The sequence below is a fragment of the Leifsonia sp. NPDC058248 genome (assembly GCF_042881905.1).
Lineage (GTDB): Bacteria > Actinomycetota > Actinomycetes > Actinomycetales > Microbacteriaceae > Leifsonia.
The window spans coordinates 179,227-200,945 of record NZ_JBHVXB010000003.1; the positions used below are offsets into that span (position 1 = coordinate 179,227).

Genomic DNA, 21,719 nt, shown 5'->3' on the forward strand with positions numbered 1-21,719 from the left:
AGGTGTCTATCTACTAACGTTGTCTGATGGGTACCGATCGGAAGCAGTGGGAACGAGCTCGGTCGTCATCAGCGGCCGGGGGCGCACCGATTAGTAACGCGCTCATCCAGGTCACCCGAATGCACATGATGGTCGCCCGCCAGCTGCTGAAGAGGCTCGGGCTTCACCCTGGCCAGGAGCTGCTGCTGATGCACTTGTGGGACTCGGGCGCGCAGCGGCAGTCTGTGTTGGCCTCCATCTTTGCTACGGACTCAGCCGCGATGACCCGGACCGTGCAGCGCCTTGAGAACGCAGGGCTCGTAGAGCGTCGCTCGGATCCGACCGATGGGCGAGCAACGCTTGTCGCAGCGACGGCGGCCAGCCAGCTCATCCGGCAGCGACTCGAGAATGTGTGGACCGAGTTGGAATCGTTGACGGTTCGGGACATGACTGAGGAGGATCAGGAGCGCCTCATGACCGGTTTGATCGCCCTCGAACAGAACCTGTCGGCCGTCATTACTGAATCCTGAAACGGTATCCCGACGTGCGCCTGAGCACTGTCGATCGGGGCTGTCTGGGAGCCAATTGCTGGGGGCTGTTTCGGGCCATGAATTCGAAACTTGCGTGAGTGTCCAAACCGCGTCTAAGGGCTTAGCAGTTGAAAAAGGTCAGATCGATGGCCACTGGCATGGGCGCACCGCCATTCTCTCGACTTACCTAGGTAGGCAGGCTGAAGGTCGCGTAAACTGAGGGGTTGTTCAACTACAAAGGAGAAGAGGGACATCTCATGGCACTATCCGATCAGCTGCTCAAGCTTTCGCAGCAGGCCAAGAACCTCGAGACTTCTGCGGAAGCCGTCAAGGACAAGAACAACGCCGCGATCACACAGCGCAAGGCCGAGCTGCAGAGTTCGCTCGAGGCCAGCCGCCAGTCGATACAGGACCACGTCGCCGACGCCAACGACAAGGTGGAGTCCGAACTCGACACCCAGAAGAAGGACATCTCGAAGTCCTTCAAGTCACTTCACGACAAGCAGGCCGCCCGACATGCGAAATGGTCGGCGAAGCGCGCCGAGAATGCAGCCGAGTGGGCGGAAAGCGACGCGCTCGACGAAATCGACTTCGCGTCCTACGCCATAGAAGAAGCGGAATACGCCATCCTCGACGCCGCGGATGCCCGCGCCGAGGCGGACAAGAAGGCTGCGGCGGCCCAGTGACGGACGACCGACCGCGCACCGCGAATGGATGATCAATGCAACGCGTGGTCCCCGGCTTCGATGCTGACGGCGGGCTGATCCCGGCCTCCGGAGCCTCGCAGCGAGAGGGCAAGGGCCCGCCGGCACCATCCCCTCGGCAGCGTGACGTGGACAAATGCACCAAACGCTCGGCTGGCGCATCCCGGCCGAGCGTTTAGATGACCTGCAATTGCTGATCTAAGCCTTCTCGGGCGTTGCCATTTCCACTGAACGCCGCGTCGCCGGGATGCTCCTCGGTGTCCGCCCGCGTGCTGCGCCCGGGCGCGGCGCACGATTTCGGAAGACCGTCAGCGTGCTGCACCTGCGGATGATCGTGCCGCCCGCGATACGCAACGACGACGAGGTGCGCCTGGCGGCGACGTTCATGACCGTGACGACGTCGGTCGGCGTCGTCACCGACCAGCCGATCCTCAGCGAACTCGCTGTCAGTTCGTCATCCTGTTTTGCGGGCCAGGCCCAGCGTCCGTTCCACACCGATGCGCCAGCCGGCTACGCCGCGCTCCCGTTCGTCCGCACTCATGTGTGGTTCCCAGCCGTGCGTGATGGTGTAGTTCGCACGCAGGTCGTCTAGCCCCGACCAGAACCCGGTCGCAAGCCCCGCGGCGTAGGCGGCGCCGGTGGCTGTGATCTCAGCTGCGGCGGGAGCGACCACCCGGGAGTCGAGGATGTCGGCCTGGAACTGCATCAGCAGCTCATTCTTGGTCATGCCCCCATCCACTCGGAGTTCGCCGAGCTCCGCCAGGCCGGTGTCGGCGAGCATCGCTTCAACCAGGTCATAGGTCTGGTACGCCGTGGCTTCCAGCGCCGCCCTTGCGATGTGTCCCTTGTTGGCGAACCTTGTCAGGCCCACGATCACCCCTCGCGCATCATCGTGCCAGTACGGCGCGAACAGGCCGGAGAACGCGGGGACGAAGACTACGCCGCCCGAGTCCTCGACGGATCGTGCGAGGGTCTCGACCTCGGAAGCGTCGGAGATGATTCCGAGGTTCTCGCTGAGCCACTGGATGAGGGCGCCGGCCATCGAGACCGAACCCTCGAGCGCGTAGACCGCGTCGGCGTCGCCCAGCTTCCACGCGACCGTCGTGATCAAGCCATGCTCGGACATCACCGGCTCCGTCCCGAGGTTGACGAGCAAGAAGGCTCCGGTGCCGTAGGTGCTTTTCATGTCGCCGTGGTCGAAACACGTGTGACCCAGCAACGAGGCCTGCTGGTCGCCGAGTACGCCGGCAACGGGGACGCCGGCCAGATCGCCCCTCGCGGTGCCGTAGACCTCGCTCGAGGAGCGGATCTCCGGGAGCAGCGCGCGCGGGAGGTCCATGATGTCCAGCAGTTCCTGATCCCATTCGATCGTGTGCAGGTTCATCAGAAGCGTTCGGCTGGCATTGCTCGGCTCGGTCACGTGCACACCACCGTCGGGACCGCCGGTGAGGTTCCACAGCAGCCAGGTGTCGGGTGTGCCGAACAACAGGTCGCCGCGGCGGGCCGCCTCCCGCCTGGCGGGGTCCTGGTCGAGCAGCCAGCGGAGCTTGAGAGCCGAGGAATATGTCGAGATCGGCAGACCGGTGCGCTGCTGGAACCGATTGATGCCTTCGTCGGCCGCCAGCGCGTCGGCGGCGGCCGCCGTCCGAATGTCCTGCCAGGTGATCGAGTTCGCTACCGGGCGCCCCGTACGGCGATCCCACAGTACGACGGACTCGCGCTCGTTCGTAATGCCGATCCCGGCGATATCCGTCGGCTGGGCATCCGCCGTGGCGAGCGCCTCATGGATGCATTCCTGGGTTCGCTGCCAGACCTCGGCCATGTCGAGCTCGACCAGGCCCGGTCCGGGGTAGTGCATGGTCTGTCCGCGCTGCGCGGTTGCGACGGCGGTCCCATCCTCGCCGAACAGCAAGCATCGCGTGCTGGTGGTGCCGTGGTCGATGGCCGCGACAAATCTGCCTGCCATTGGTCACGTCTCCTGCTCAGCCGGAGGCGGTTCGAACGGATCCGGGGCCGCCCCCTCCGGTGCCTCCGATTCGAGCTCGATCTTCACCGCCTGAAGGTCTCGCAGCGCATCGTCGTCGAGCGTTGGGTACTGCGGGTCGATCTCGATCAGTGCGTTGGCGATCACTGCCGCGGCTGCAATCCGGGCAAACCATTTGCGGTCCGCCGGGATCACATGCCACGGAGCCCACTCGGTGCTCGTGTGGCTCAGCATCTGCGAGAACGCCTCCTGGTAGTCGTCCCAGTACCGGCGCTCCTGCACATCGTGCGCCGAGAACTTCCAGTTGTGCTCTGGCAGGTCGATGCGCCTCAGGAAGCGGACGCGCTGCTCCTCTTTCGAGAGGTTGAGGAACAGCTTCACGACCCGGAAGCCGTTCTCGACGAGGTACTGCTCCCAGTTGTTGATCGCTTCGTACCTATGCTTCCAGACGTGGTCCCCCCGCGCCTCGAGCGGCAGCCTCTGGCGAACGAGGTTCTCCGGGTGCACCCGGACAACGAGCACTTCCTCGTAGTGAGAGCGGTTGAAGATGCCGATCTCGCCCCTGGACGGCAGGCGCTCCACATACCGGCGCAGGAAGTCGTGGTTCAGGTCCGTCGCCGAAGGAACCTTGAAGCTCTCGACTCTCACGCCCTGCGGATTCACCCCACTCATCACGTGGCGGATCGTCCCGTCCTTGCCGGCCGCGTCCAGCGCCTGGAGGACGACGAGGACGCCGATGGTGTCCTGAGCCGCGAGCCTGGCCTGGTAGTCCGCAAGCAGCTCGATCCCCTCGTTCAACAGCTCGGCGCCGTCCTCCCTCGTCTCGATCCCCGCCTGGAACGCGGGATCGAAGTCCTCAGCGAGTGTCACGTGCGAGCCCGGGGCGACTCGGAACGGCTCGATGAACCGTGCGATTCGTTCGGCAGACGGGGCATCAGCAGGCATGGTCGAACCTCCTCCCGTTACCGAGAATGCTACGCCGCTCGGGCGCATGCTCCAAGGAACCCTCGCTCGTCGCCGAAGCCGCCAAACAGCCGCTCCGAGGGAGTTGCAGAGTACGCCGCAAAGCCGGGGATCGCTCCACCCCGGCGCCACGATCATCGCCGGGCAACCCGACCTGGATCTGGACGACGGCACCCGGTTGCCGCTGCTGTGGCCGAGTCCGCCATCGGCGCCCGCGCTCTGAGACGGCACGCCCTCAGCGCGACGCGTGCCCTCCTGCCAGGCCTCAGCGTCAGTGGCTACCTTGTTGAGACGAACCTCGCACTCGTGCCATCCATCGGGGCAGCCTAAGAGCCGTCCACCCTGCCTCGATTTCCGCGCGCACGCCGATCGACTTCTGGAACGAGGGAACCCACCGTGTGAGCGCTGGAATGTCATGCTGGTAGACGGGGCTGCTGCGCTGCGCCGTAGGGATCACTTCTAGCAGGGACGTCATTGACGCGCTCGTAGACTCGGATCATCATCGCGGGGGCTGGCGCGGTCCCCACGAGACCGGCACCCGGTCCAGATGCCGACCGCTTTGGTCAGAGAACAGGGCAGTATTGGAGGTTGATCGTGGAGATTCCTGTCCAGTACTTCCAATCGATCATCACTGTGCAACTTGCGATCGCCGGCGCACTGCTTTGGCAGATCCGGTTCTTCGACAGCGACCTCCGTGACAAGGAGCGAGATGCCTCACTGCCTGACCCGCGGCTGCGTCTACTTATGGCTCTTCTAATCACCGCAAACCTGTTCGGCGCTTTGGAGGCAATGCGCGAGGGCGGCGGACGCATAACTGCCATCCTGCTCACGGTCGGACTCGCAGTGTCACTGCTGCCCATCCTGTTGCGCACGCTGCCGCCCCTTGGCCGCGACGCCGCCACGATGAAGCGCGATCCGCACTACTGGGTCACGGTGGCCGGCCTTGTGCTGTTCACCGCAGTTGTGGCATTGATCGTTTCGATCCCGTAGCCGGAGTCCCGCTCGAGACGACAGTTCGCGTCGTGGCCTAGGACGCGGCTACTCGCGGAAGATGTGGATGGCTTCGCGTGCGGCGTAGAAGACGATGACGAGTCCGGCGATCGGGTCTGCCCACCACCAGCCGAGGGTGTAGTCGAGCAGGATCCCGATCAGCACGCTCGTCGCCAGGATCCCGTCGATCAGGGTCACGCGTCCCTCGGTGAGGAGGACCGGGTTGTTCAGGCGCTTACCCACGACCCATTTTCCCCAGGCCAACGCGAACATGACGACGGCGGTGAGAGCGGTCCAGCCGATTCCGCCGATCAGGGGGGTGGCGTGATGGCCTAGCAGCAGCGCGACCACGGCCTGCACAAGAAGGTAAGCGGCCAGGAGGACGAACGCCCACGCGATCAGTCGGAGGGCGAGCCGTTGCCGGGTCTGGTTGGTGTCGGTGAGCTCCCAGATCACGACGGTGCTCGCACCGATCTCGATCAGGCTGTCCAGACCGAAGCCGAGCAGTGCCACGGATGAGGACTGGTAGGCGAGGATCGCCAGCAGCACCACTCCGACAACGTTCCAGCCGAGCGTGATGATCTCCAACCCGATCCCGGATCGGCGAAGTTTTAGCGCATGGTCGGTCACTCGACGACGCTACTCGATCCGGACGCGCGGCGGGATGAAACAATATTCAAATGTCCGACTCTCCGCATCCCCCCGGGTCCGACCCGGCGACCGCAAAGGCGCCGAGGTGGAGTCAACGCCGCCGGATCCTGATCGTTCTGTGCCTCAATGTTGCCTTGATCGTCGGTTTGGTCGTCGCGGGCCTGCTCGCCCACTCGGTCAGTGTGCTTGCCGCGGCCGGCGACACCGTGGCCGACTGTTTCGCCCTGGTTCTTGGCCTGATCGCCATCGCCCTTCGCGACCGCGATCCGGATCACCCGCACGCACAGCGACCGATCGCGATCGCGGCCCTGGTGAATGCCATTCTTCTGCTGGTCGTGGCCATAACCGTGACGATCGAGGCGATCTCTCGGCTCAGCGAAGGCTCACCACCGGTCGAGGGTCTGCCGATGGTGATCGTCAGCCTCATCACAGTCGTCGTCATGCTCAGCGGCGCATTCGTCCTTGGCCGTTCCGCCGCAGGCGAGGACCTGCACATGCGATCCGTTCTGATTGATGCTGTGGCCGACGCGGCCGCCGCGGCAGCGATCGCCGTGGCTGGTGCCATCATCTTGGTCACGAACGGTCTCTACTGGCTTGACCCGGTGCTGGCGCTGGGAGTGTCCGTCCTGATCGCAATCGCGGCCATCCAGCTCATCGTCAAAGCGATCGCGGCTCTGCGCGGAAAAGACGTCGACTTCGACGACGACTGAACAACGGGGACCCCGGACAATCTAGTTGGCGGCCCAGGGACTCCTGTTGGCGGAGCGAGCGGTCGAACGCGTACACAGGACAGCGTTAGTGGATCGTCGACAGCCAAGGTGAAATCAGGTGGTCGACTTACGATCGAGACCAATGAGTGCGCCGGGCAATTGGAAGCTTCCGCCCGTGTTCATCGGTTCCTCCACGAGGGTTTGGACATCGCGCGGCATCTGCAAGGACCTCGAGGCCACTGACGCGATCCTTGATCGGCGACTACTCGGATGCATACAGTCGAGCCGTGGGCGCGGCCGCGTTCGCGCCAGTGAATGGGGAGGAACATCATGGATCTAGAAAGCGTCCTAGAGAAGGTGGCCGAGTTGAGCCGCGAAGAACTTCACATCGTGCGCAAGCGTGCAGAAGAGAAGACGGTGGCGCGCGACCACAGCCATGACTTCCACGAAATGCAAGACCTCGCCAAGCGGCTCGACGAATACGCGAAGCACCTTCGCACTCTGCACGATAGCGAGTTCGCGGACGGCTGGCGCGACTAGGCCCGCGAGAACGTCAGCGCGCACCTTGTTTCCGGCCGCGCCTGACCACTTCCTCGATCTCTGGGGGTCGGGACCTCTACTCGGGTACTGAGAGCCGGAAATCCACGCACTGGATGCGGTCGGGATGCTGCTGCTCGCCCCCATCGGCGCTGCCACTGGGATCTGGCTCGGCACGGGACTTCGCGACCGCTGATACGCAGTCCAGACCCGTAACGGTTTGCGCCGTTGAACACACGAGCGAAATGAATCGAGTCACCTGACGCATTCGGGAGCCAATCGCTGCGGCCCATACTCGTCTCACGACCAACCGCGGTCGCGTGAGGAGACACGATGACTACACGAACCACGACGCGCGCTGGGCTCGGCGTCGGAACTGCTCCCTCGTTTTCAGCTCGTCTCGCAGCCGAAGCAGCGGGCACGTTCATCCTGGTCTTCGGCGTCATCGGCGCGGCGATCTTCGGTGCGGGATTCGACGCAGGTCGGGGTGGACTCAACATCGGCTTCCTCGGCGTCGCACTCGCTCTGGGCCTGAGCGTGTTCGCTGGGGCGTCAGTATTCGGCCCAGTCTCGGGCGGTCACTTCAATCCTGCGGTGACCATCTCCATGGCCCTCGCGCGACGACTGCCCTGGCGGCACGTCGGGCCGTACATCGTGGCACAGATCGTCGGCGGCGTGGTCGCATCCTCGATCCTGGTACTCATCGCCGCGCTAGGCCCGAGCGGGTTCCTGGCTTCGGCCCGGGCATCGGGGTTCGCCTCGACCGGGTGGGGACCACTCTCACCCGGCGACTTCTCACTGCCCGCCGCATTCATCGTGGAAACCGTCACCACCTGTGTGCTCGTCTGGGTGGTCCTGGGAGTGACCCGACCGGCCGCAAGGGCCGCCAGCGCCCCGCTGTCGATCGGTCTCACGCTGACACTCGTCGCCCTAGTCGCGATCCCGATTTCTAACGGCTCGTTCAATCCGGCACGGTCCATCGCCACTGCAATCTTCGGGGGACAAATCGCGCTAGAGCAGCTGTGGCTGTCAATCGTCGCGCCGATCCTTGGAGCGGTCATCGGATCGTTCATCCCCGGTCTCCCGCGCAAGAGCGGTGATCCGACGTCTGCGAACGCGGCCTCGGAAGCAAACGGGAACAATTCGGCCGCCTGAGCGGCCAATCCACACGAAATTGGGCCTCATGCAGCACTCAGTCGGTCATGCAGCTAACGGTTCACGGACGCGCGACTGCATTCGGATGAAACCCGTTAGAACTCGACGCCGACGCGTATGGGTTCCGTCAGGACGCGACCGGCGACACCTCTCGGCTAGTTAGATGAGTCCTTGGGTTCCGGCAGGGCGCCGGAACCCAAAGTCCCGTCGGCCGATGGGCGCGAACCCGAGAGTGTTCCGCCGACATCAAACGGATGCGTCGCCGATTCGGGAACGGTCGCCCCATCGCGTACTTGGATGTTCACTCCTTGATTGACGTCGTGGTCACGGCCTCGAGGATCAGCGCCGCGATCTCGTCTGGATGGGTGACTATCGAAAGATGGCCGCTGTCGAGCTCGATGGTGACGGCGTCCATCCGCGCCGCAAGGAATCGCTCGAGTGCGGGAGAGGTCGTCCCGTCATTCCGGGAAACGGCGTACCAGCACGGATGGTCGCGCCACGCGGTCACCGTGGTTCTGGACGCGAAGAGGGTCTGCGAGATCCGACCCTGGACGGCGTAGAGGACGCGCGCGCGTTCTGTCTCGACGCCATTGGCAAAATGCTTGATGAACGAGCCCTCGTCGAGCTGACCGAACCCGTCCACGAAGGAAAGTCTTGCTGATGCGGGCGGAGCCGGGTATTCGGCTGCAAGCGCCCCGTAGTCCTCGCCCGCCTCCGGTGCGCGAGCCGCCACATAGACGAGGGCCGAGACATTCGGATGGTCACCCGCCTCGGTGATGACCGTCCCCGCCCACGAGTGGCCGACGAGCACCGTCGGAGCGTTCTGAAGGTCGAGAGCCCGCCTGGTCGCGGCTACATCATCGGCTAGGGACACCAGCGAGTTTTGGACCGACATCACGGAAACGCCGGCGCCCTGCAGCCTGGGGATCACGTCAGACCATGACGAACCGTCGGCATAAGCGCCATGGACAAGGACGACATTGCCGGCTACGCCTGAATTGGCCATTCTGATCTCCCTTCGATTGCCTCGACGAGTCGGGGCAGTTCTTCGACTGTCCTACGAGTGAGCGCGCTCCCGGTAGCGTCACTTGACTTGACCCGGAAGCGCCATTTCCCGGCGCGTCGGTACGGGCAGATGACTTGACCCGAACCTGTTAGGTCCTCCTCATTGAGGGAGGTCATAGCAAGGGGAGCAGGACGATCACCGCGGACAACGTCGCGATTGACAGCACATGCGAGTAGAAGAGCGTCGGACCCACAACTCCCACCTTGACTCCGTGGCTCACGGCGAGGAGCACGCCGAAGAACCCGGAGGGAACGGCCATGAGAACGACGACCTCGGCTGCCATCGGGCCGGTCATGCCCAGCGCTTTGACGACGAGTACCGCGAGGAGCGGGCGGCCAATGTCGGCCATGAGGCTCGACACCCCGACGTTGAGTCCGAGGCGTAGGTGCTGCCCGGAGAGCACCAGTCCGGTGACGAACAGGGCGAGGCCGGCCGTGAGCCCGCCGAGCTCCATTAGCGTCGAGCGCAGCAGACTCGGGAAAGGCAGACCGAGAAGACTCCAAGCTAGACCCAGAATGGGCGCAATCACGACCGGGGTACGCAGCGCCCGAGCGAACATCAGGAGCGGCTTCGTCCATGCGGGTGCCGATGACGAGCCCGGTCGGAGGGTCTCCTGCTCGGTCGAGTTCAGGACGGCGATGGTCACCGGCGTCAGAATGATGGAGCCGACGGCCAACGACACTGCCACCGCGAGCTCGCCGGTATTACCAAGGGCCGCGTCGGCGATTGGGAGGCCGACGGCAGCTGCGTTCGGAAACGCCACCGTCAGGGACTGGACGATCGACGATGCGGTGGATTGCCGAAATGCAGTGCGCTGAAGTACATAGGTGCCTGCATAGGTGACGGCCGTCACGACGAATACCGCGGCAGCCACGGCGCTGTGAGCCAGGACGTCCGCCCGCTTGGAGCCCGCAAGGATTGTAAAGAGCGCGAGCGGCAAGGCAAACGTCATCACGATCTTGTTGAGAGGGTCGACGTGCGCGTTCTCGACGACATGGAACTTGCCCGCAGCAAAGCCCACCCCGAGTGCGAAATATACGGGGAGAAGCGCCGCCAGAACGCTCATCACAACCCTCTGCGCGCGCAGGGCAGACTTCCGCAGCCGGCCTCTTCCGAACCGTGCCGAACGCGGCGCCGGCCCGCCTTTTCAGCGCCGGATGAAGTCGAGGATGTCCTGGTCGAGTTCGTTCTGGTATGCGCCGTAGATGCCGTGCGGGGCACCCGGGTAGACCTTGAGCGTTCCGTCTTTCACAAGCTTGATCGACTTCTCTGCGGCCGCTGCAATGGGCACGATCTGGTCGTCATCACCCTGCGCGATGAAGATCGGCACATCGAGCGACTTTAGATCTTCGGTCTGATCGGTCTCGCTGAATGCCTTCACGCAATCGTAGGCTGCAGCTAGGCCGACGAGCATCCCCTGCCGCCAGAAGTCGTCCCTGGCACCTTGCGACACCTGCGCTCCAGGGCGGTTCGCACCATAGAACGGCGAGGACAGGTCCTTCCAGAACTGCGACGCATCCTTGAGCACGCCCGCACGGATGTTGTCTAGGTCTTCGATCGAAGTGCCCTCCGGATTCGTGGCGGACTGGAGCATGATCGGCGGGACAGCGCCAGCGGTTGCCACCTTCACGACCCGGCCAGCGCCATGCTGCGCAGCGTAGCGCACGACTTCACCTCCGCCGGTCGAGTGGCCGACCACAACGAGGTCATGGAGGTCGAGGTGGTCGACGAGCTCGGCGAGGTCTGTGGCGTAGGTGCTCATGTCGTTGCCCGTGTACGTTCGCGATGAGCGACCATGTCCGCGTCGGTCGTGCGCGATGGCGCGGAAGCCCGCATCGGCGAAGACTTTCAGCTCGACCTGCCAGGCATCGGAACTCAGCGGCCAGCCGTGCGAGAAGAGAACGGGCTGCCCCTCCCCTTGCTCGGTGTAGTAGATCTCGGTTCCGTCTGAGGTGGTGAAGTACGGCATTTGCTTGCTCCTTTCGTTGAGGACGCCCCGAACCACTCTCACAGTTCCGACGCTGCCCGAGCAGAGTCAAACGACCTCAATTCACCGAATGAGTCACCGAGTGCGCGCGAGCATGCGCCGCGGCCTACGAACCCTTCTCCCAGTTCGGCGCGGACGCATTTGCTGATCGCGCCGCCCAGGAACTCAAAGCAACCGGCACAACTGCCCCGCAGCATCTCACGGACGATCGCGGACTCACTCCCCAGGAGGAGCAGATCGCCCGCCTGGTCGCGGAGGGGCCGTCGAACCCGAAGCCCACGACGAGGCCGTCTCCCAGCACCTGCACAGTCGAATATCACCTCCACAAAGTGTTCTCGAAGTTGGATGTCTCGTCGCACATCAACTCGCCAAGATGTTCACGCGATAGCCGTTCCCGAGGTCGATGAATTCGGCCCAACTCGGTGCCTCATTCGGTGAATTGAGGTCGTTTGACTCTGCTCGGCCAGCGTCGGAACTGTCACAGTGATTCGGAATCCTCAACAAAAGGAGTATCCGATGTCACAACCAACCCCGTACGCGGCGAAAGTTACCGTTCCGTTACCCTCTGACGAAGACGCCCGCAAAGTGATCGGAAATAGCTACGACCCAGAGCAAGAGCTCAATGTCATCAAGATGATGTCGGGAACCGAGGAGTTCTATCCGGCACTGATCGGCATGGTGAAAGCCATATTTGGGACGCCTGACATTGATTCGAAGCACCGCGAGATCATCATCCTGAGAGCGGCATCGGTTCTGAACGTACCGTACGAGTGGCAGGCGAACTATCAGATGGCTGGAAACGCCGGGCTGACTGTCGCTGAGCGTGACGCGCTCGCCTCTGACGGACCGGTCAAGGGGATAGATTCCGAATACGTTCTAATCGCGGCCGCGACCGACGAGATGCTCACCGGTGGCACCCTGAAAGACCAGACTCTGCAGCAGTTGCTGGACACTTTTGGGGTCGTCGTCACCCGCAAGTACATCGCGTCGATCGCATGGTTCAGTCTGCTGGGTTTGTTCCTCAACGGAACGCGGGTGCCTATGGAGACAACAGACAAGATCGGTGGCCGGACCAGCCCGCTGAGATGAGCGGCGCGGTCTCTCGGGCGACCGTCGCATATCTTTTTCGTCGAGACTCGCGCCAGGAACGCCGACTCCGTTGTGCGGTTGTCGGTCTGCACTTTGGTGGCATAGCGGTCATGAGCAAGGGCGGGCCCCGATAGTGCCGAAAGCATCACTTCCCGGATTTGCGAAACCTCTCGGACATGACGCCAGGGGAACCTCTCCACCCGCCCGCGCGAGTTCGAAGACGCCGGCTATGTGGGGACCAACGCCAACCGATCACGAACTGTGAATACTCGTTCCGAGAAAGGAGCGTGTTATGGCCGGAAACAGCAACCCGAACTCCGGCTCGGGCGCTCGAACATCGGTGGGTCGCCCCACGCAGGTTGAGCGGCTCGCCGCGTACGCGTACCGCGCCCAGTTTGGCGACCTGTCCCCAGAATCGGTCCGTCAGTTGCCCATACACATCCTCGACAGCTTGGCCTGCAGCATTGCGGCGCTCGGCGCCCCACCCATCAACGCGTTCCGCGAGCAGGTGCAGGACTTCGCTGGGACCGGTCCGTCCTCGCTGATCGCTGGAGGCAGCTCGAATCCGGTCTACGCCGCGTTCTGGCACACCGCCCTCGTGCGCTACGTCGACTTCATGGACAACTTTCTCGCCCCGACAGAGACGTGCCACACGGCAGACAACTTCGGTAGCGTCCTCACCGCCGCCGAGTACGTGGGCGCCAGCGGGCGGGATCTCATGCTCGGTGTCGCGCTCTCATATACCGTCCAGTCGAGATTCGTCGACCACGCCAACTTCATGACACGCGGCTTCGACCACACCACGCAGCTCGCTTTCTCGATCCCGGCGGCGGCCGGAAAGTTGCTCGGGATGAGCGAGGGCCAGATCGCTCACGGCATCGCGATGGCCGCGTCCAGCGACGCGTCCTTCGCTGTCATCAGAGCCAAACCCCTATCGCAGTGGAAGGGACTCGCGTCGGCCCAGTCCGCACTCGGTTCGATGAACGCTATCTTCCTCGCCCGCCGCGGGGTGCAGGGCCCACTCGCCGTGATCGAGGGAACCAACGGCATCGACAACCTCCTGCACAGGCAAATCGACATCGACTGGGAGCATGAAGGGTACGAGGGAGTGGTCACCAGCACAATCAAGAAATACAACGCGATGATTCACACCCAGTCGGCAGTGCACTGCATGATCGAACTCATCCGGCAACAGGCGATCCACCCTGACGACGTGATCTCCATCGAAGCCGACGTCACCCAGATCACCTTCGACTTCGCCGGCGGCGGACTCTACGGCCCCGTCGGAGACAACATCACTACGAAGGAGCAGGCCGACCACAGCCTTCCGTACCTGCTCGCCGTAGCGCTGCTCGACGGAAGCGTCATGCCCGCCCAATTCGCCCCAGATCGGATCAACCGAGCCGACGTCCAGCAGCTGCTGCGCAAGGTCGTCACGCGACCAAACCCCGACTACACGCGCGAGTATCCGGTCCAGATGCCGGCGAAGATCACCGTCCGACTCAAAGACGGCACGGTCCGAACGCACACGGTCGAGGACTTTCCCGGCATGCCATCCCGTCCGTTCAGCTGGCAGCAGGCCGTCGACAAATTCGACAATCTCGTCGACGGACACCTCGACCGCACACTCTCAGACGAGATCAAGGACGCTGTTCAGTCGCTGGCAACCATCCAGACCCGAGACCTAACTAATCTCCTCGGTGCGATTCTCTATCCCGCCTCGGGGTAGTCGACAATGACCACCAAGTACCGGTTGCGTCGAACTCGCGCCACCCCCTGGAACCGGGCGGCGTCTCATCGCAGGCGCAGAACAATGTTCAGTCATGGCGCACCGCCGCCGCTGAGCGTCGAGGCAATCACCGTCAGTGGTTGCGGCTCAGTGATTCCAGAGTTCCACGTGCGACTTCACAGAATCACATCCGAGAAGTCTCATGAGGACCCTCCGGGACTAGAATCCGCATTGAGTCCGCAGGGGACTCCGTCATGAGCGACATCACCCGATCGCAGATTGCGACACCAGTTCTGACGACGGTCACTACATCAGGGACCGCCCCTTTTCTCGCGCTTCCCCACCTGCGAAGCGGTGTCCCAGTGCGCCCGTCCCCACGCGACCCTGTGCCTCAGCGACTATTTCGTCCAAGGATCAGCCGACGGAGAGAGTCGGCCGACCGCCAATGAGGGAGGAACCCGAAAAATGAGTACTAGTGATTCCAATCAGACTCCTGTGATGAAGGACCTACCCATCGGGCTGAACGCCACGGGACAGCGTGCGGAGTTCGACAGCATGGGTGCTGTCGATGTGCCGGCTGACCGGTACTGGGGTGCGCAGACGCAGCGTTCCCTGCTGCATTTCTCCATCGGCAACGATCACATGCCCAAGGAGGTGTACCACGCCTACGGGTACGTGAAGAAGGCCGCGGCCATGGTCAATAACGCGGCTGGACGCCTGGAGAAGTGGAAGGCGGATGCGATCATCAAGGCCGCTGACGAGACCATCGCGGGTCAACTCGACGACGATTACCCGTTGTTCGTATGGCAGACCGGGTCGGGCACGCAGAGCAACATGAACGTCAACGAAGTGCTCTCGAATCGTGCGATCCAATTGCTGGGTGGGGAACTGGGATCGCAGCATCCGGTCGGTCCCAACGACGACGTCAATATGGGTCAGTCGAGCAACGACACCTTTCCAACGGCCATGCACATCGCCGCGATCACCGAGATCGACGAGAGGTTGCTGCCCCGGGTTGCCGACCTCGCCGACGAACTGGAGAGCAAGGCGAGCAAGTGGATGGATGTTGTGAAGATCGGCCGAACGCACCTCGAAGACGCGGTTCCGCTGACGGTCGGCCAGGAGTGGTCGGGCTGGGCGGCGCAGATCCGTGCGTGCGCCGACGAGATCACGCACAGTCGCGAAGGGCTGCTGCAACTCGCAGCTGGCGGCACCGCGGTCGGTACCGGACTGAACGCGCCGGAGGGTTTCAGCAAGGAGATCGCCCGCACGATCGCCGAACTGACCGGCAAGAAGTTCGTGACCGCGCCGAACAAGTTCATGGCGCAGGGCTCGCTGGATGCCATGGTTCGCGCCCACGCGGCGCTGCGTGGTCTCGCGGTGGCGCTGATGAAGATCGCCAACGACATGCGATGGCTCGCGTCGGGTCCGCGGACCGGCATCGCCGAGCTGGTGTTGCCTGCCAACGAGCCGGGATCGTCGATCATGCCGGGAAAGGTCAACCCCACCCAGTGCGAGGCGATGGTGATGATCAGCATCCAGGTACTCGGTGACGACGCCGGGGTGGCGTTCGCCGGGTCTCAGGGCAACTTCGAGCTCAACGCCATGCGCCCGATCATCATCAACAACTTCCTCCACTCGGCGCGGATCCTCGGCGACGGGCTCGAGAAGTTCCTCACCTACTCGGTGAAGGGGACCGACCTGAACGAGAAGAAGATTGCGGACTATGTCGGTGAAAGCCTGATGCTCGTGACCGCGCTCAGCCCGGTGATCGGCTACCAGAACGCGGCACACATCGCCGAGGATGCCCTTGCCAAGGACCAGACGTTGAAGGAGGCGGCGATCGCCTCGGGTCACGTGACCGAGAAACAGTTCGACTCCATCGTCGTGCCGGCAAGTCTGGTCGGGCACGGCGTCGAGGGCGCCTGATGTCCGAGCGGCGCGGACCTGACCAGGGGCCAGCGTCGCAGCCATCATCTCCCGCAGCAGCCGACACGGCTGCTGCGGGAGAGCGGTTCATGGCCGACGCGATAGCTGCCCTGCACTCCAATGGCGCCGGATCCCAGCGCACGATCGCGCGCACGAACCAGATGGCTGCCGCGCTGGGAACGTCCGCGCGCGTGGAACTCGGATGGGATCAGTCCACCTTGACGCTCGGCGACAGTCCGTCGGACGTAAGGACTGACCTTGTGCCGGCACGGCCCGCCGGCATCGGCATGAACCGGGTGCTCGGGGTGGACAAGGCGATCAACCAACTCTCCGCCGGTCGGCTTACGCTTTCCGAAGCCATGAGTGCAGTAGAGCGGGCGGTAGCGCTCCCGCCTCCGAACATCTTCCTCTTCGCGGCCGCGTGTGCGGTCGGAGCTTGCTCTCTCGCCATCATTCTCGGCGTCGAACACTGGCAGGCCGTGGTCGTCATCGCGATCTCGTCGGCGGCGGGTGCATTCCTTCGCCGAGGAATCGCGAGGCTGGGCGGGTCGAACTTCTGGCAGGTCGGTTTCGCTGCGCTCCTTGCAGGGCTGCTCGGGGCTGTGGCGATCAACCTCGGCTTCAGTTCGACCCTTCGGCTGGTGGCGGTCTGTCCCTGCATGATCCTCGTTCCAGGTCCTCACCTTCTCAACGGATCGCTCGACCTGGCCGCGCTACGAATATCGCTCGGTTTCGACAGGCTGGTGTTTGCTTTCCTGACGCTCTTGTCGATCGGTGTGGGACTCGTCGTCGGACTGTGGTTGGGCGGTGCCGGACTGATCGTCGACCCGGCCGGTCGCGAGATCTCGATCGGGCTTGACGTCGTGACGGCAGGGGTCGTCGCGATCTGTTATGGGGTGTTCTATTCAGCTCCCCTCCGCATCCTGTACTGGCCATTTCTCGTGGGTGCAGCGGTGCACGCGATTCGCTGGGTCGCACTCAATGAATGGCACCTCGAGTCGTATGTGGGAGCGGGTCTCGCCTGCCTTGTGGCCGGGGCAGTTCTCATTCCGGTCTCGCATCGGTTCCAGGTTCCGTTCTCTGCGATCGGTTTCGCATCCGTGGTGTCGCTGATGCCAGGGGCTCTCGTCTTCCGATCGCTGAGCGAACTCGCGCAGCTACAGTCGGCGACGGGGGCTCAGGCAATCTCGCTGCTCGTCGCCTCGGTGAACGACGCAAATGCCGCCCTGCTCACCGTTCTGGCCATGGCGCTCGGGTTCATCGTCCCGGCAACGATCTACAGCACGGTCGGGGGCCGTCGCCGTCAAGGAGCGCGGCCATGACTACGACCAAGAAGACCTCGTCGCCCGCGATGGCTGTGCCGACGGCCCTCAGCGTGATAGCCGGCGTCACCGACGTCACGAGCTGGCTTCTGCTCGGCGGATTCTTTTCCGCACACGTCACCGGAAACCTCGTCGTCATCGCAGCCGACACTGTGACTGGGGCAAGGCCCGGTACTGCGCTGTTGCTCGCGGTACCCTCGTTCATCATTGTCACGGCGATCGCCACCGTTGTGGCAGCGAGGCTGGGTGCCAAAACCCCTCGATCCACGTACGCACTGCTTGGTGCTCAGGCCGTGTTTCTCATTGCGGCGGCAATCCTGTCATTCACCGGTCGCGCTTCGGCGGACCCTGAACACGGCATCGCGATCGTCATTGGAATCTGTGCTGTATCTGCAATGGCTGCGCAGAACGCCTACCTCCACCTTGCCTCGCCGAAGACACTCTCGACAGCCGTAATGACAGGCAACCTCGTAGGTGCCACAGTTTCGGGCATGGAGATCATCGTCTCCCGGGGGCGATCAGACTCGGCTCGTGCGCAGTGGACGCAGACGTGGCCCCTTATCGTTGGGTTCCTCGGAGGATGCGTGGTGGGGGCGTTCGGCGCGACACTTCTAAGTGACCACGCCGCCGTGGTTCCCGCGGTGCTCGCGACGGTGCTCCTCGCTGGAATCGTGTGGAACAGACGCAGGTCCGAGCGCGGGACCTCAACGGACGTGATCGTATGATCGGGTCCGTTCCTCATCCGATGAGATTAGGAGATTCAGCTGGGTTCGAATCAGCCGATGTGAGCCTGAATCTGGCAACAACTCCCTTAGCTGGTGCCGCGGTCGGCCCTGCACATATGCAGAACCGACGAAATTCGACCACGAACTACAGCGCGAGCGCACCCTCCGGCCGTCCGTGGAGTGCGCGCGATTCGAATGAATTGACCCAGACGCTGATTGGGCGGGACGGCGAATTGGTTCTACTTGGTGAGTTCGTGGATTCGCTCTCTCACAGCGGGTCCGGGTTGCTTCTCCTTGGAGAGCTTGGGGTCGGCAAGACTTCGCTCTTGCGGACAGCGGGGGAGATGGGGCGCGGCGCGGGGTATCTTGTCCTTGCGACCGATGGCTTCGGCCGGGAAAGTGTGCTCGACTTCTCCGCGCTCCACAAGCTGCTGTTCCCGGTGCTGGAGCACCTTTCGTCACTGAGCGTTTCACACCGCACAGCCTTGAGTACCGCGCTTGGCGTCGAGGTCGGCCCCCGCTCAGACGCGTTGGTTCTCTTCAATGCGGTGCATTCTCTGCTGACTCGGGCGGCGGCCGACCGCCCAGTGCTGCTTTTGGTTGACGACCTGAGCTTGGTGGATTCCTCGACAGACTTCATGCTCTCCCTGCTCGCACGCCGGCTCAGCGGGACGAGGATCGGGCTAATTGGCACGGTAGAGACATTGGGTCAACGAGTCCCATTCCCGCTCGAACGGCAGATCGTCCTTAGCCGACTCGCCAGGGGAGACGCCGAAGAGCTGCTGGATTCCGTCGAGCCGAGGCTACCGCTTCATGCGCGCGCCGTGCTGCTGGAGCAAGCCGACGGTAATCCGCTCGCGCTGCTTGAACTCCTGCCCGAGGTAGGTCGAGCGCTGACGCTGGGATCAGGTGGATACCCAATAGTCGCGTTGGATCCCGATCCTGGTGTGTCGCCGTTTTCGACGCAGATCGATGACCTTCCTGAAAGAACGCGGCGGCTTCTGCTTCTGCTGGCGTTGGACAGCGGAGGCGACCTTCGGGCGCTGCCGGAAACTCAGCTGACGTTTGATGATCTAGCCCCGGCAGAGCGGGCCGGTCTGATAAAGGTTGATCTGGCGACCTTCACGGCACGCTTCGAGCATCCGCTGATCCGATCAACATTGGTCGCCCGTGCAAGCTCAGGGGAGCGCAGGGTCGCGCACCTCACGTTGGCGAAACGTCAAGGGACCCGTCTCGAAGCCAGGGCGTTTCACCTCGCCGAAGCTGCAACCGATGCGGACGAAACGGTTGCGATGTTGCTCGAACGTGCGGCAGGAGTCGCTCTCGCCCGCGGAAGGTCGCGCGTGGCGACTCAAGCCCTCGCCCAGGCGGCCCGTATGAGCCCGCAACCGATCGAGAGACGGAGGCGGTTCGCGCGCGCGGCGTTCGTCGCCGCCGAAACGCTGGGAGAGGCGGTTCTTGACTCTGGATTGCAAGAGGAGGTCGGCCCCTCCGACGGTACCTCCGGTTCGATGTACGCTGCGCTGGCCAAGGCCTTCGCCGTTCTCGAAAACGGATCGGGCAGTCGCACCGCATGTCAACTGGCACAGGACGCCGTCGAGAAGGGCCTTCACGGCTGGGACGCGACGAACAGGGAACTGGTCGACGCCATGCATTTCTGGTTAGCGCTGTGCTTGACAACGAGCCGTGAGGTTCAATGGCGGGCGTTCTTCGAGGCGCTCGCGCGAATGAAGCCCGAGGCCCCCGAGAAGCTCCGAACGCTAAGTATCGTCCTTGCTGACACGGCGCACGCCCAGCCAGCGCAGCGCGCTCGGATCGGGGACATGTTGTCCGCGCTCGACGACCGTGACGAATCGGTCTACGTCCACCAGCTCCTGACCGCGGCAACGTTCCTCGATCTTCAAGTCAACGGTCGCCCTGTTGGCTGGCGTCTGATCGAGTCCGGGCGGGGCCGAGAGACGACTCTGACATACATCCGCTCACTTGCTTCGGTCACGCTGAACGACTTTTCAACCGGACGGTGGCGCGAAGCGCAGGAACTGGTCAGTGAGGGCCGTGCGGCGGTAGCAAGCATTCATCTACTGGCGCACCCAGTTCTGGGCATGTTCGAGTACGTTGCCGCGCTGCTCGCAGGAGCCCGAGGTGAATCAGGCGAGGCGGCTGAGTCGGCGGCTCGGTTGGATGAGATCGCCGTGCGGCTCGACTCGGTTGCGCTACAACGTTTCAGTCATCACGCACGAACCGTCGCGGCGTGCGGTCGAGCAGACTGGGAGGACGTCTATGGTCACGCTTCGGCAGTGGGGCGCTCAGGGGGGTTCGCGCCATACGTGCCAGAAGCCCTCTTGGTTGCGTATGACCTGGTCGAGGCGGGAGTCCGCACTGGACGAATCGAGGAGGCGCGGGCTCATTACTCGGCGATGATCGAGGCCGGCCTGCCCGCATTGTCGCCACGTCTAGCGATGCTCACACATGGTGCTGCAGGTTTGGTACTCGATGGGGCGGGTTCGTGCCAGGAATTCGAAAGTGCGATCGCTGTGCCTCACGCCGATGACTGGCCACTGGATTATGCGCGAGTCCAGCTTGAATTCGGGTCACGACTTCGCCGCGAGCGATGTCTCGGCGATGCCCGGGACCAACTTCACTCCGCGCTCGAAACGTTTGAGCGCCTGGGCGCCCAACCATGGATTTTGCGCACAAGCAGCGAGCTTCGAGTCGCGCGCGAACATCTGAGCAATCCAGACGTTCGGGCCCCTTTGACTGCCCAGGAGCTCGTCGTCGCCGAGCTCGCAGCGGAGGGTTTCAGCAACAAGGAGATCGGTGAACGGATGCTCTTGTCCGCGCGAACCGTCAGCGGCCACCTTTATCGCGTGTTTCCCAAACTAGGAATCGTGAGCCGGTCGGCGCTGCGCGACGCCCTTCGTGGCCAAGAACACCACCCCACGTAATGCCAAACCGATCCGACTTTGAGTGATGGGACCGAATCGGCGCGTTCCGCATGCAGTGAGTGCCGTCAAGGTGCAAATGCGTACGGCCAACCATTGGGGTCCGGAGTTCACCGCTACAGCATCATCCATTCACTCGCCATGCATCCATATTCGACACGTTGACCTCATGGTGAGATTCTTCGTCGGAGCTGTCGCCCTGACCATGGTCCTGTTCAATACGGGATGCAGCAGCGCTGGGGCAAATCAAACCAGCTTCGATTCGGTTGCGAGTGCGTCTGCCGCCGCTTCTCATGCAGCAGCAGTCTCCGCGGCAAAAGCAGCCGCTGAAGCCGCCGCAAAGGTTGCCGCAGAGGTTGCGGCCGCAGAAGCGAAGCAAGACGCAGCAGCCAAAGCAGCCGGAATGTTGCGTGCAGGACCCGAAATATACATGAAAACGATACCCGGAGCGGATTGTGGCTACGGTGCTTGTTCCGTACTTGCTCTTTTTACCGTGCGGGCATGCGCGGCGGGGATCTACGTCGAGGCCTCGGAGATGGCGGGTGGAGTTTCCGTCGGTCGCAGGAACGCAATCACGGCAGGCCTGCCAGAGAACGGTTGGGCAAAGGTGACCCTTCGCGCCGACGACGGGACGGATTCGCTCACTATTCAGGAAGCGCACTGCCTTGGATAACGGCCTTGAGGGTGGAGCGACTAGGAAATCGAGCCGGTGGGCGAACCCTTCGGG

The 21,719-nt window shown here is 63.3% G+C and carries 20 protein-coding genes and 1 pseudogene; 14 read left to right on the top strand and 7 right to left on the bottom strand.

Going from position 1 to position 21,719, the window contains the following annotated elements:
• Positions 1 to 119 precede the first annotated feature (119 nt).
• Positions 120 to 509 carry a MarR family winged helix-turn-helix transcriptional regulator gene (locus ACFVV5_RS06225; RefSeq protein ID WP_387240569.1) on the top strand — a complete coding sequence of 130 codons (390 nt, stop codon included), beginning with the start codon at positions 120 to 122 and terminating at the stop codon, positions 507 to 509.
• A gap of 224 nt (positions 510 to 733) precedes the next feature.
• Positions 734 to 1,195 (top strand): hypothetical protein, encoded by a 462-nt coding sequence (locus ACFVV5_RS06230; protein ID WP_387240571.1) that lies wholly within the window; start codon positions 734 to 736, stop codon positions 1,193 to 1,195.
• 216 nt (positions 1,196 to 1,411) lie between these two features.
• Here the strand turns inward: ACFVV5_RS06230 and ACFVV5_RS06235 are convergent, their stop codons facing one another.
• Genes ACFVV5_RS06235 through ACFVV5_RS06245 form a run of 3 tightly spaced genes read right to left on the bottom strand, consistent with a single transcriptional unit; the run spans position 1,412 to position 4,142 of the window.
• Complete coding sequence (locus tag ACFVV5_RS06235; RefSeq protein ID WP_387240574.1) at positions 1,412 to 1,630, bottom strand: hypothetical protein; 219 nt, start codon at positions 1,628 to 1,630, stop codon at positions 1,412 to 1,414.
• Between the two features lie 37 nt (positions 1,631 to 1,667).
• The gene (glpK, locus tag ACFVV5_RS06240) at positions 1,668 to 3,179 is read right to left on the bottom strand and encodes a glycerol kinase GlpK (RefSeq protein WP_387240576.1); all 1,512 of its coding nucleotides are present in this window, start codon (positions 3,177 to 3,179) and stop codon (positions 1,668 to 1,670) included.
• 3 nt (positions 3,180 to 3,182) lie between these two features.
• A complete protein-coding gene (locus ACFVV5_RS06245; RefSeq protein WP_387240579.1) occupies positions 3,183 to 4,142 on the bottom strand; it encodes a PPK2 family polyphosphate kinase in 960 nt (319 codons plus the stop codon).
• Positions 4,143 to 4,754: 612 nt separating this feature from the next.
• Here ACFVV5_RS06245 and ACFVV5_RS06250 point away from each other — a divergent pair.
• Positions 4,755 to 5,150 (top strand): hypothetical protein, encoded by a 396-nt coding sequence (locus ACFVV5_RS06250; RefSeq protein WP_387240582.1) that lies wholly within the window; start codon positions 4,755 to 4,757, stop codon positions 5,148 to 5,150.
• 48 nt (positions 5,151 to 5,198) lie between these two features.
• Here ACFVV5_RS06250 and ACFVV5_RS06255 read toward each other — a convergent pair whose 3' ends face one another.
• A complete protein-coding gene (locus tag ACFVV5_RS06255; RefSeq protein WP_387240585.1) occupies positions 5,199 to 5,780 on the bottom strand; it encodes a cation transporter in 582 nt (193 codons plus the stop codon).
• A 50-nt stretch (positions 5,781 to 5,830) separates the two neighbouring features.
• Here ACFVV5_RS06255 and ACFVV5_RS06260 point away from each other — a divergent pair, with 50 nt between their 5' ends.
• The 3 genes from ACFVV5_RS06260 (at position 5,831) to ACFVV5_RS06270 (ending at position 8,203) form a co-directional block, all read left to right on the top strand.
• On the top strand, positions 5,831 to 6,511 hold the full coding sequence (locus ACFVV5_RS06260; protein ID WP_387240588.1) for a cation diffusion facilitator family transporter: 681 nt from the start codon (positions 5,831 to 5,833) through the stop codon (positions 6,509 to 6,511).
• A 330-nt stretch (positions 6,512 to 6,841) separates the two neighbouring features.
• Entirely contained in the window at positions 6,842 to 7,051 is a 210-nt protein-coding gene (locus ACFVV5_RS06265; protein WP_387240591.1) for a hypothetical protein, read from the top strand.
• A gap of 330 nt (positions 7,052 to 7,381) precedes the next feature.
• Positions 7,382 to 8,203, top strand: coding sequence for an aquaporin (locus ACFVV5_RS06270; protein ID WP_387240594.1), 822 nt, complete (start codon positions 7,382 to 7,384; stop codon positions 8,201 to 8,203).
• 301 nt (positions 8,204 to 8,504) lie between these two features.
• On the opposite strand, the gene ACFVV5_RS06275 is transcribed toward ACFVV5_RS06270, so the two are convergent.
• The 3 genes from ACFVV5_RS06275 to ACFVV5_RS06285 form a co-directional block, all read right to left on the bottom strand.
• Positions 8,505 to 9,209 carry an alpha/beta fold hydrolase gene (locus ACFVV5_RS06275; RefSeq protein ID WP_387240597.1) on the bottom strand — a complete coding sequence of 235 codons (705 nt, stop codon included), beginning with the start codon at positions 9,207 to 9,209 and terminating at the stop codon, positions 8,505 to 8,507.
• A 172-nt stretch (positions 9,210 to 9,381) separates the two neighbouring features.
• On the bottom strand, positions 9,382 to 10,335 hold the full coding sequence (locus ACFVV5_RS06280; RefSeq protein ID WP_387240600.1) for an AEC family transporter: 954 nt from the start codon (positions 10,333 to 10,335) through the stop codon (positions 9,382 to 9,384).
• An 81-nt stretch (positions 10,336 to 10,416) separates the two neighbouring features.
• Positions 10,417 to 11,238, bottom strand: coding sequence for an alpha/beta fold hydrolase (locus ACFVV5_RS06285; RefSeq protein WP_387240603.1), 822 nt, complete (start codon positions 11,236 to 11,238; stop codon positions 10,417 to 10,419).
• 245 nt (positions 11,239 to 11,483) lie between these two features.
• Here ACFVV5_RS06285 and ACFVV5_RS06290 point away from each other — a divergent pair.
• The 8 genes and pseudogenes from ACFVV5_RS06290 to ACFVV5_RS06325 form a co-directional block, all read left to right on the top strand.
• Positions 11,484 to 11,663, top strand: a pseudogene (locus ACFVV5_RS06290) (hypothetical protein); the annotation flags it as partial.
• Between the two features lie 109 nt (positions 11,664 to 11,772).
• Complete coding sequence (locus tag ACFVV5_RS06295; RefSeq protein WP_387240606.1) at positions 11,773 to 12,345, top strand: carboxymuconolactone decarboxylase family protein; 573 nt, start codon at positions 11,773 to 11,775, stop codon at positions 12,343 to 12,345.
• Positions 12,346 to 12,637: 292 nt separating this feature from the next.
• Positions 12,638 to 14,074, top strand: coding sequence for an MmgE/PrpD family protein (locus tag ACFVV5_RS06300; RefSeq protein ID WP_387240609.1), 1,437 nt, complete (start codon positions 12,638 to 12,640; stop codon positions 14,072 to 14,074).
• A gap of 354 nt (positions 14,075 to 14,428) precedes the next feature.
• Positions 14,429 to 16,003, top strand: a complete 1,575-nt coding sequence (gene fumC, locus ACFVV5_RS06305; RefSeq protein WP_387240611.1) for a class II fumarate hydratase — start codon at positions 14,429 to 14,431, stop codon at positions 16,001 to 16,003.
• Between the two features lie 89 nt (positions 16,004 to 16,092).
• Complete coding sequence (locus tag ACFVV5_RS06310) at positions 16,093 to 17,325, top strand: threonine/serine exporter ThrE family protein (protein ID WP_387240614.1); 1,233 nt, start codon at positions 16,093 to 16,095, stop codon at positions 17,323 to 17,325.
• The gene (locus ACFVV5_RS06315) at positions 17,322 to 18,050 is read left to right on the top strand and encodes a YoaK family protein (RefSeq protein WP_387240617.1); all 729 of its coding nucleotides are present in this window, start codon (positions 17,322 to 17,324) and stop codon (positions 18,048 to 18,050) included. Before ACFVV5_RS06310 ends, ACFVV5_RS06315 begins: the two co-directional genes overlap by 4 nt.
• A gap of 59 nt (positions 18,051 to 18,109) precedes the next feature.
• Positions 18,110 to 20,995 carry an AAA family ATPase gene (locus tag ACFVV5_RS06320; protein WP_387240620.1) on the top strand — a complete coding sequence of 962 codons (2,886 nt, stop codon included), beginning with the start codon at positions 18,110 to 18,112 and terminating at the stop codon, positions 20,993 to 20,995.
• Positions 20,996 to 21,071: 76 nt separating this feature from the next.
• Positions 21,072 to 21,665, top strand: coding sequence for a hypothetical protein (locus tag ACFVV5_RS06325; protein ID WP_387240623.1), 594 nt, complete (start codon positions 21,072 to 21,074; stop codon positions 21,663 to 21,665).
• The last annotated feature ends 54 nt before the right edge of the window (positions 21,666 to 21,719 follow it).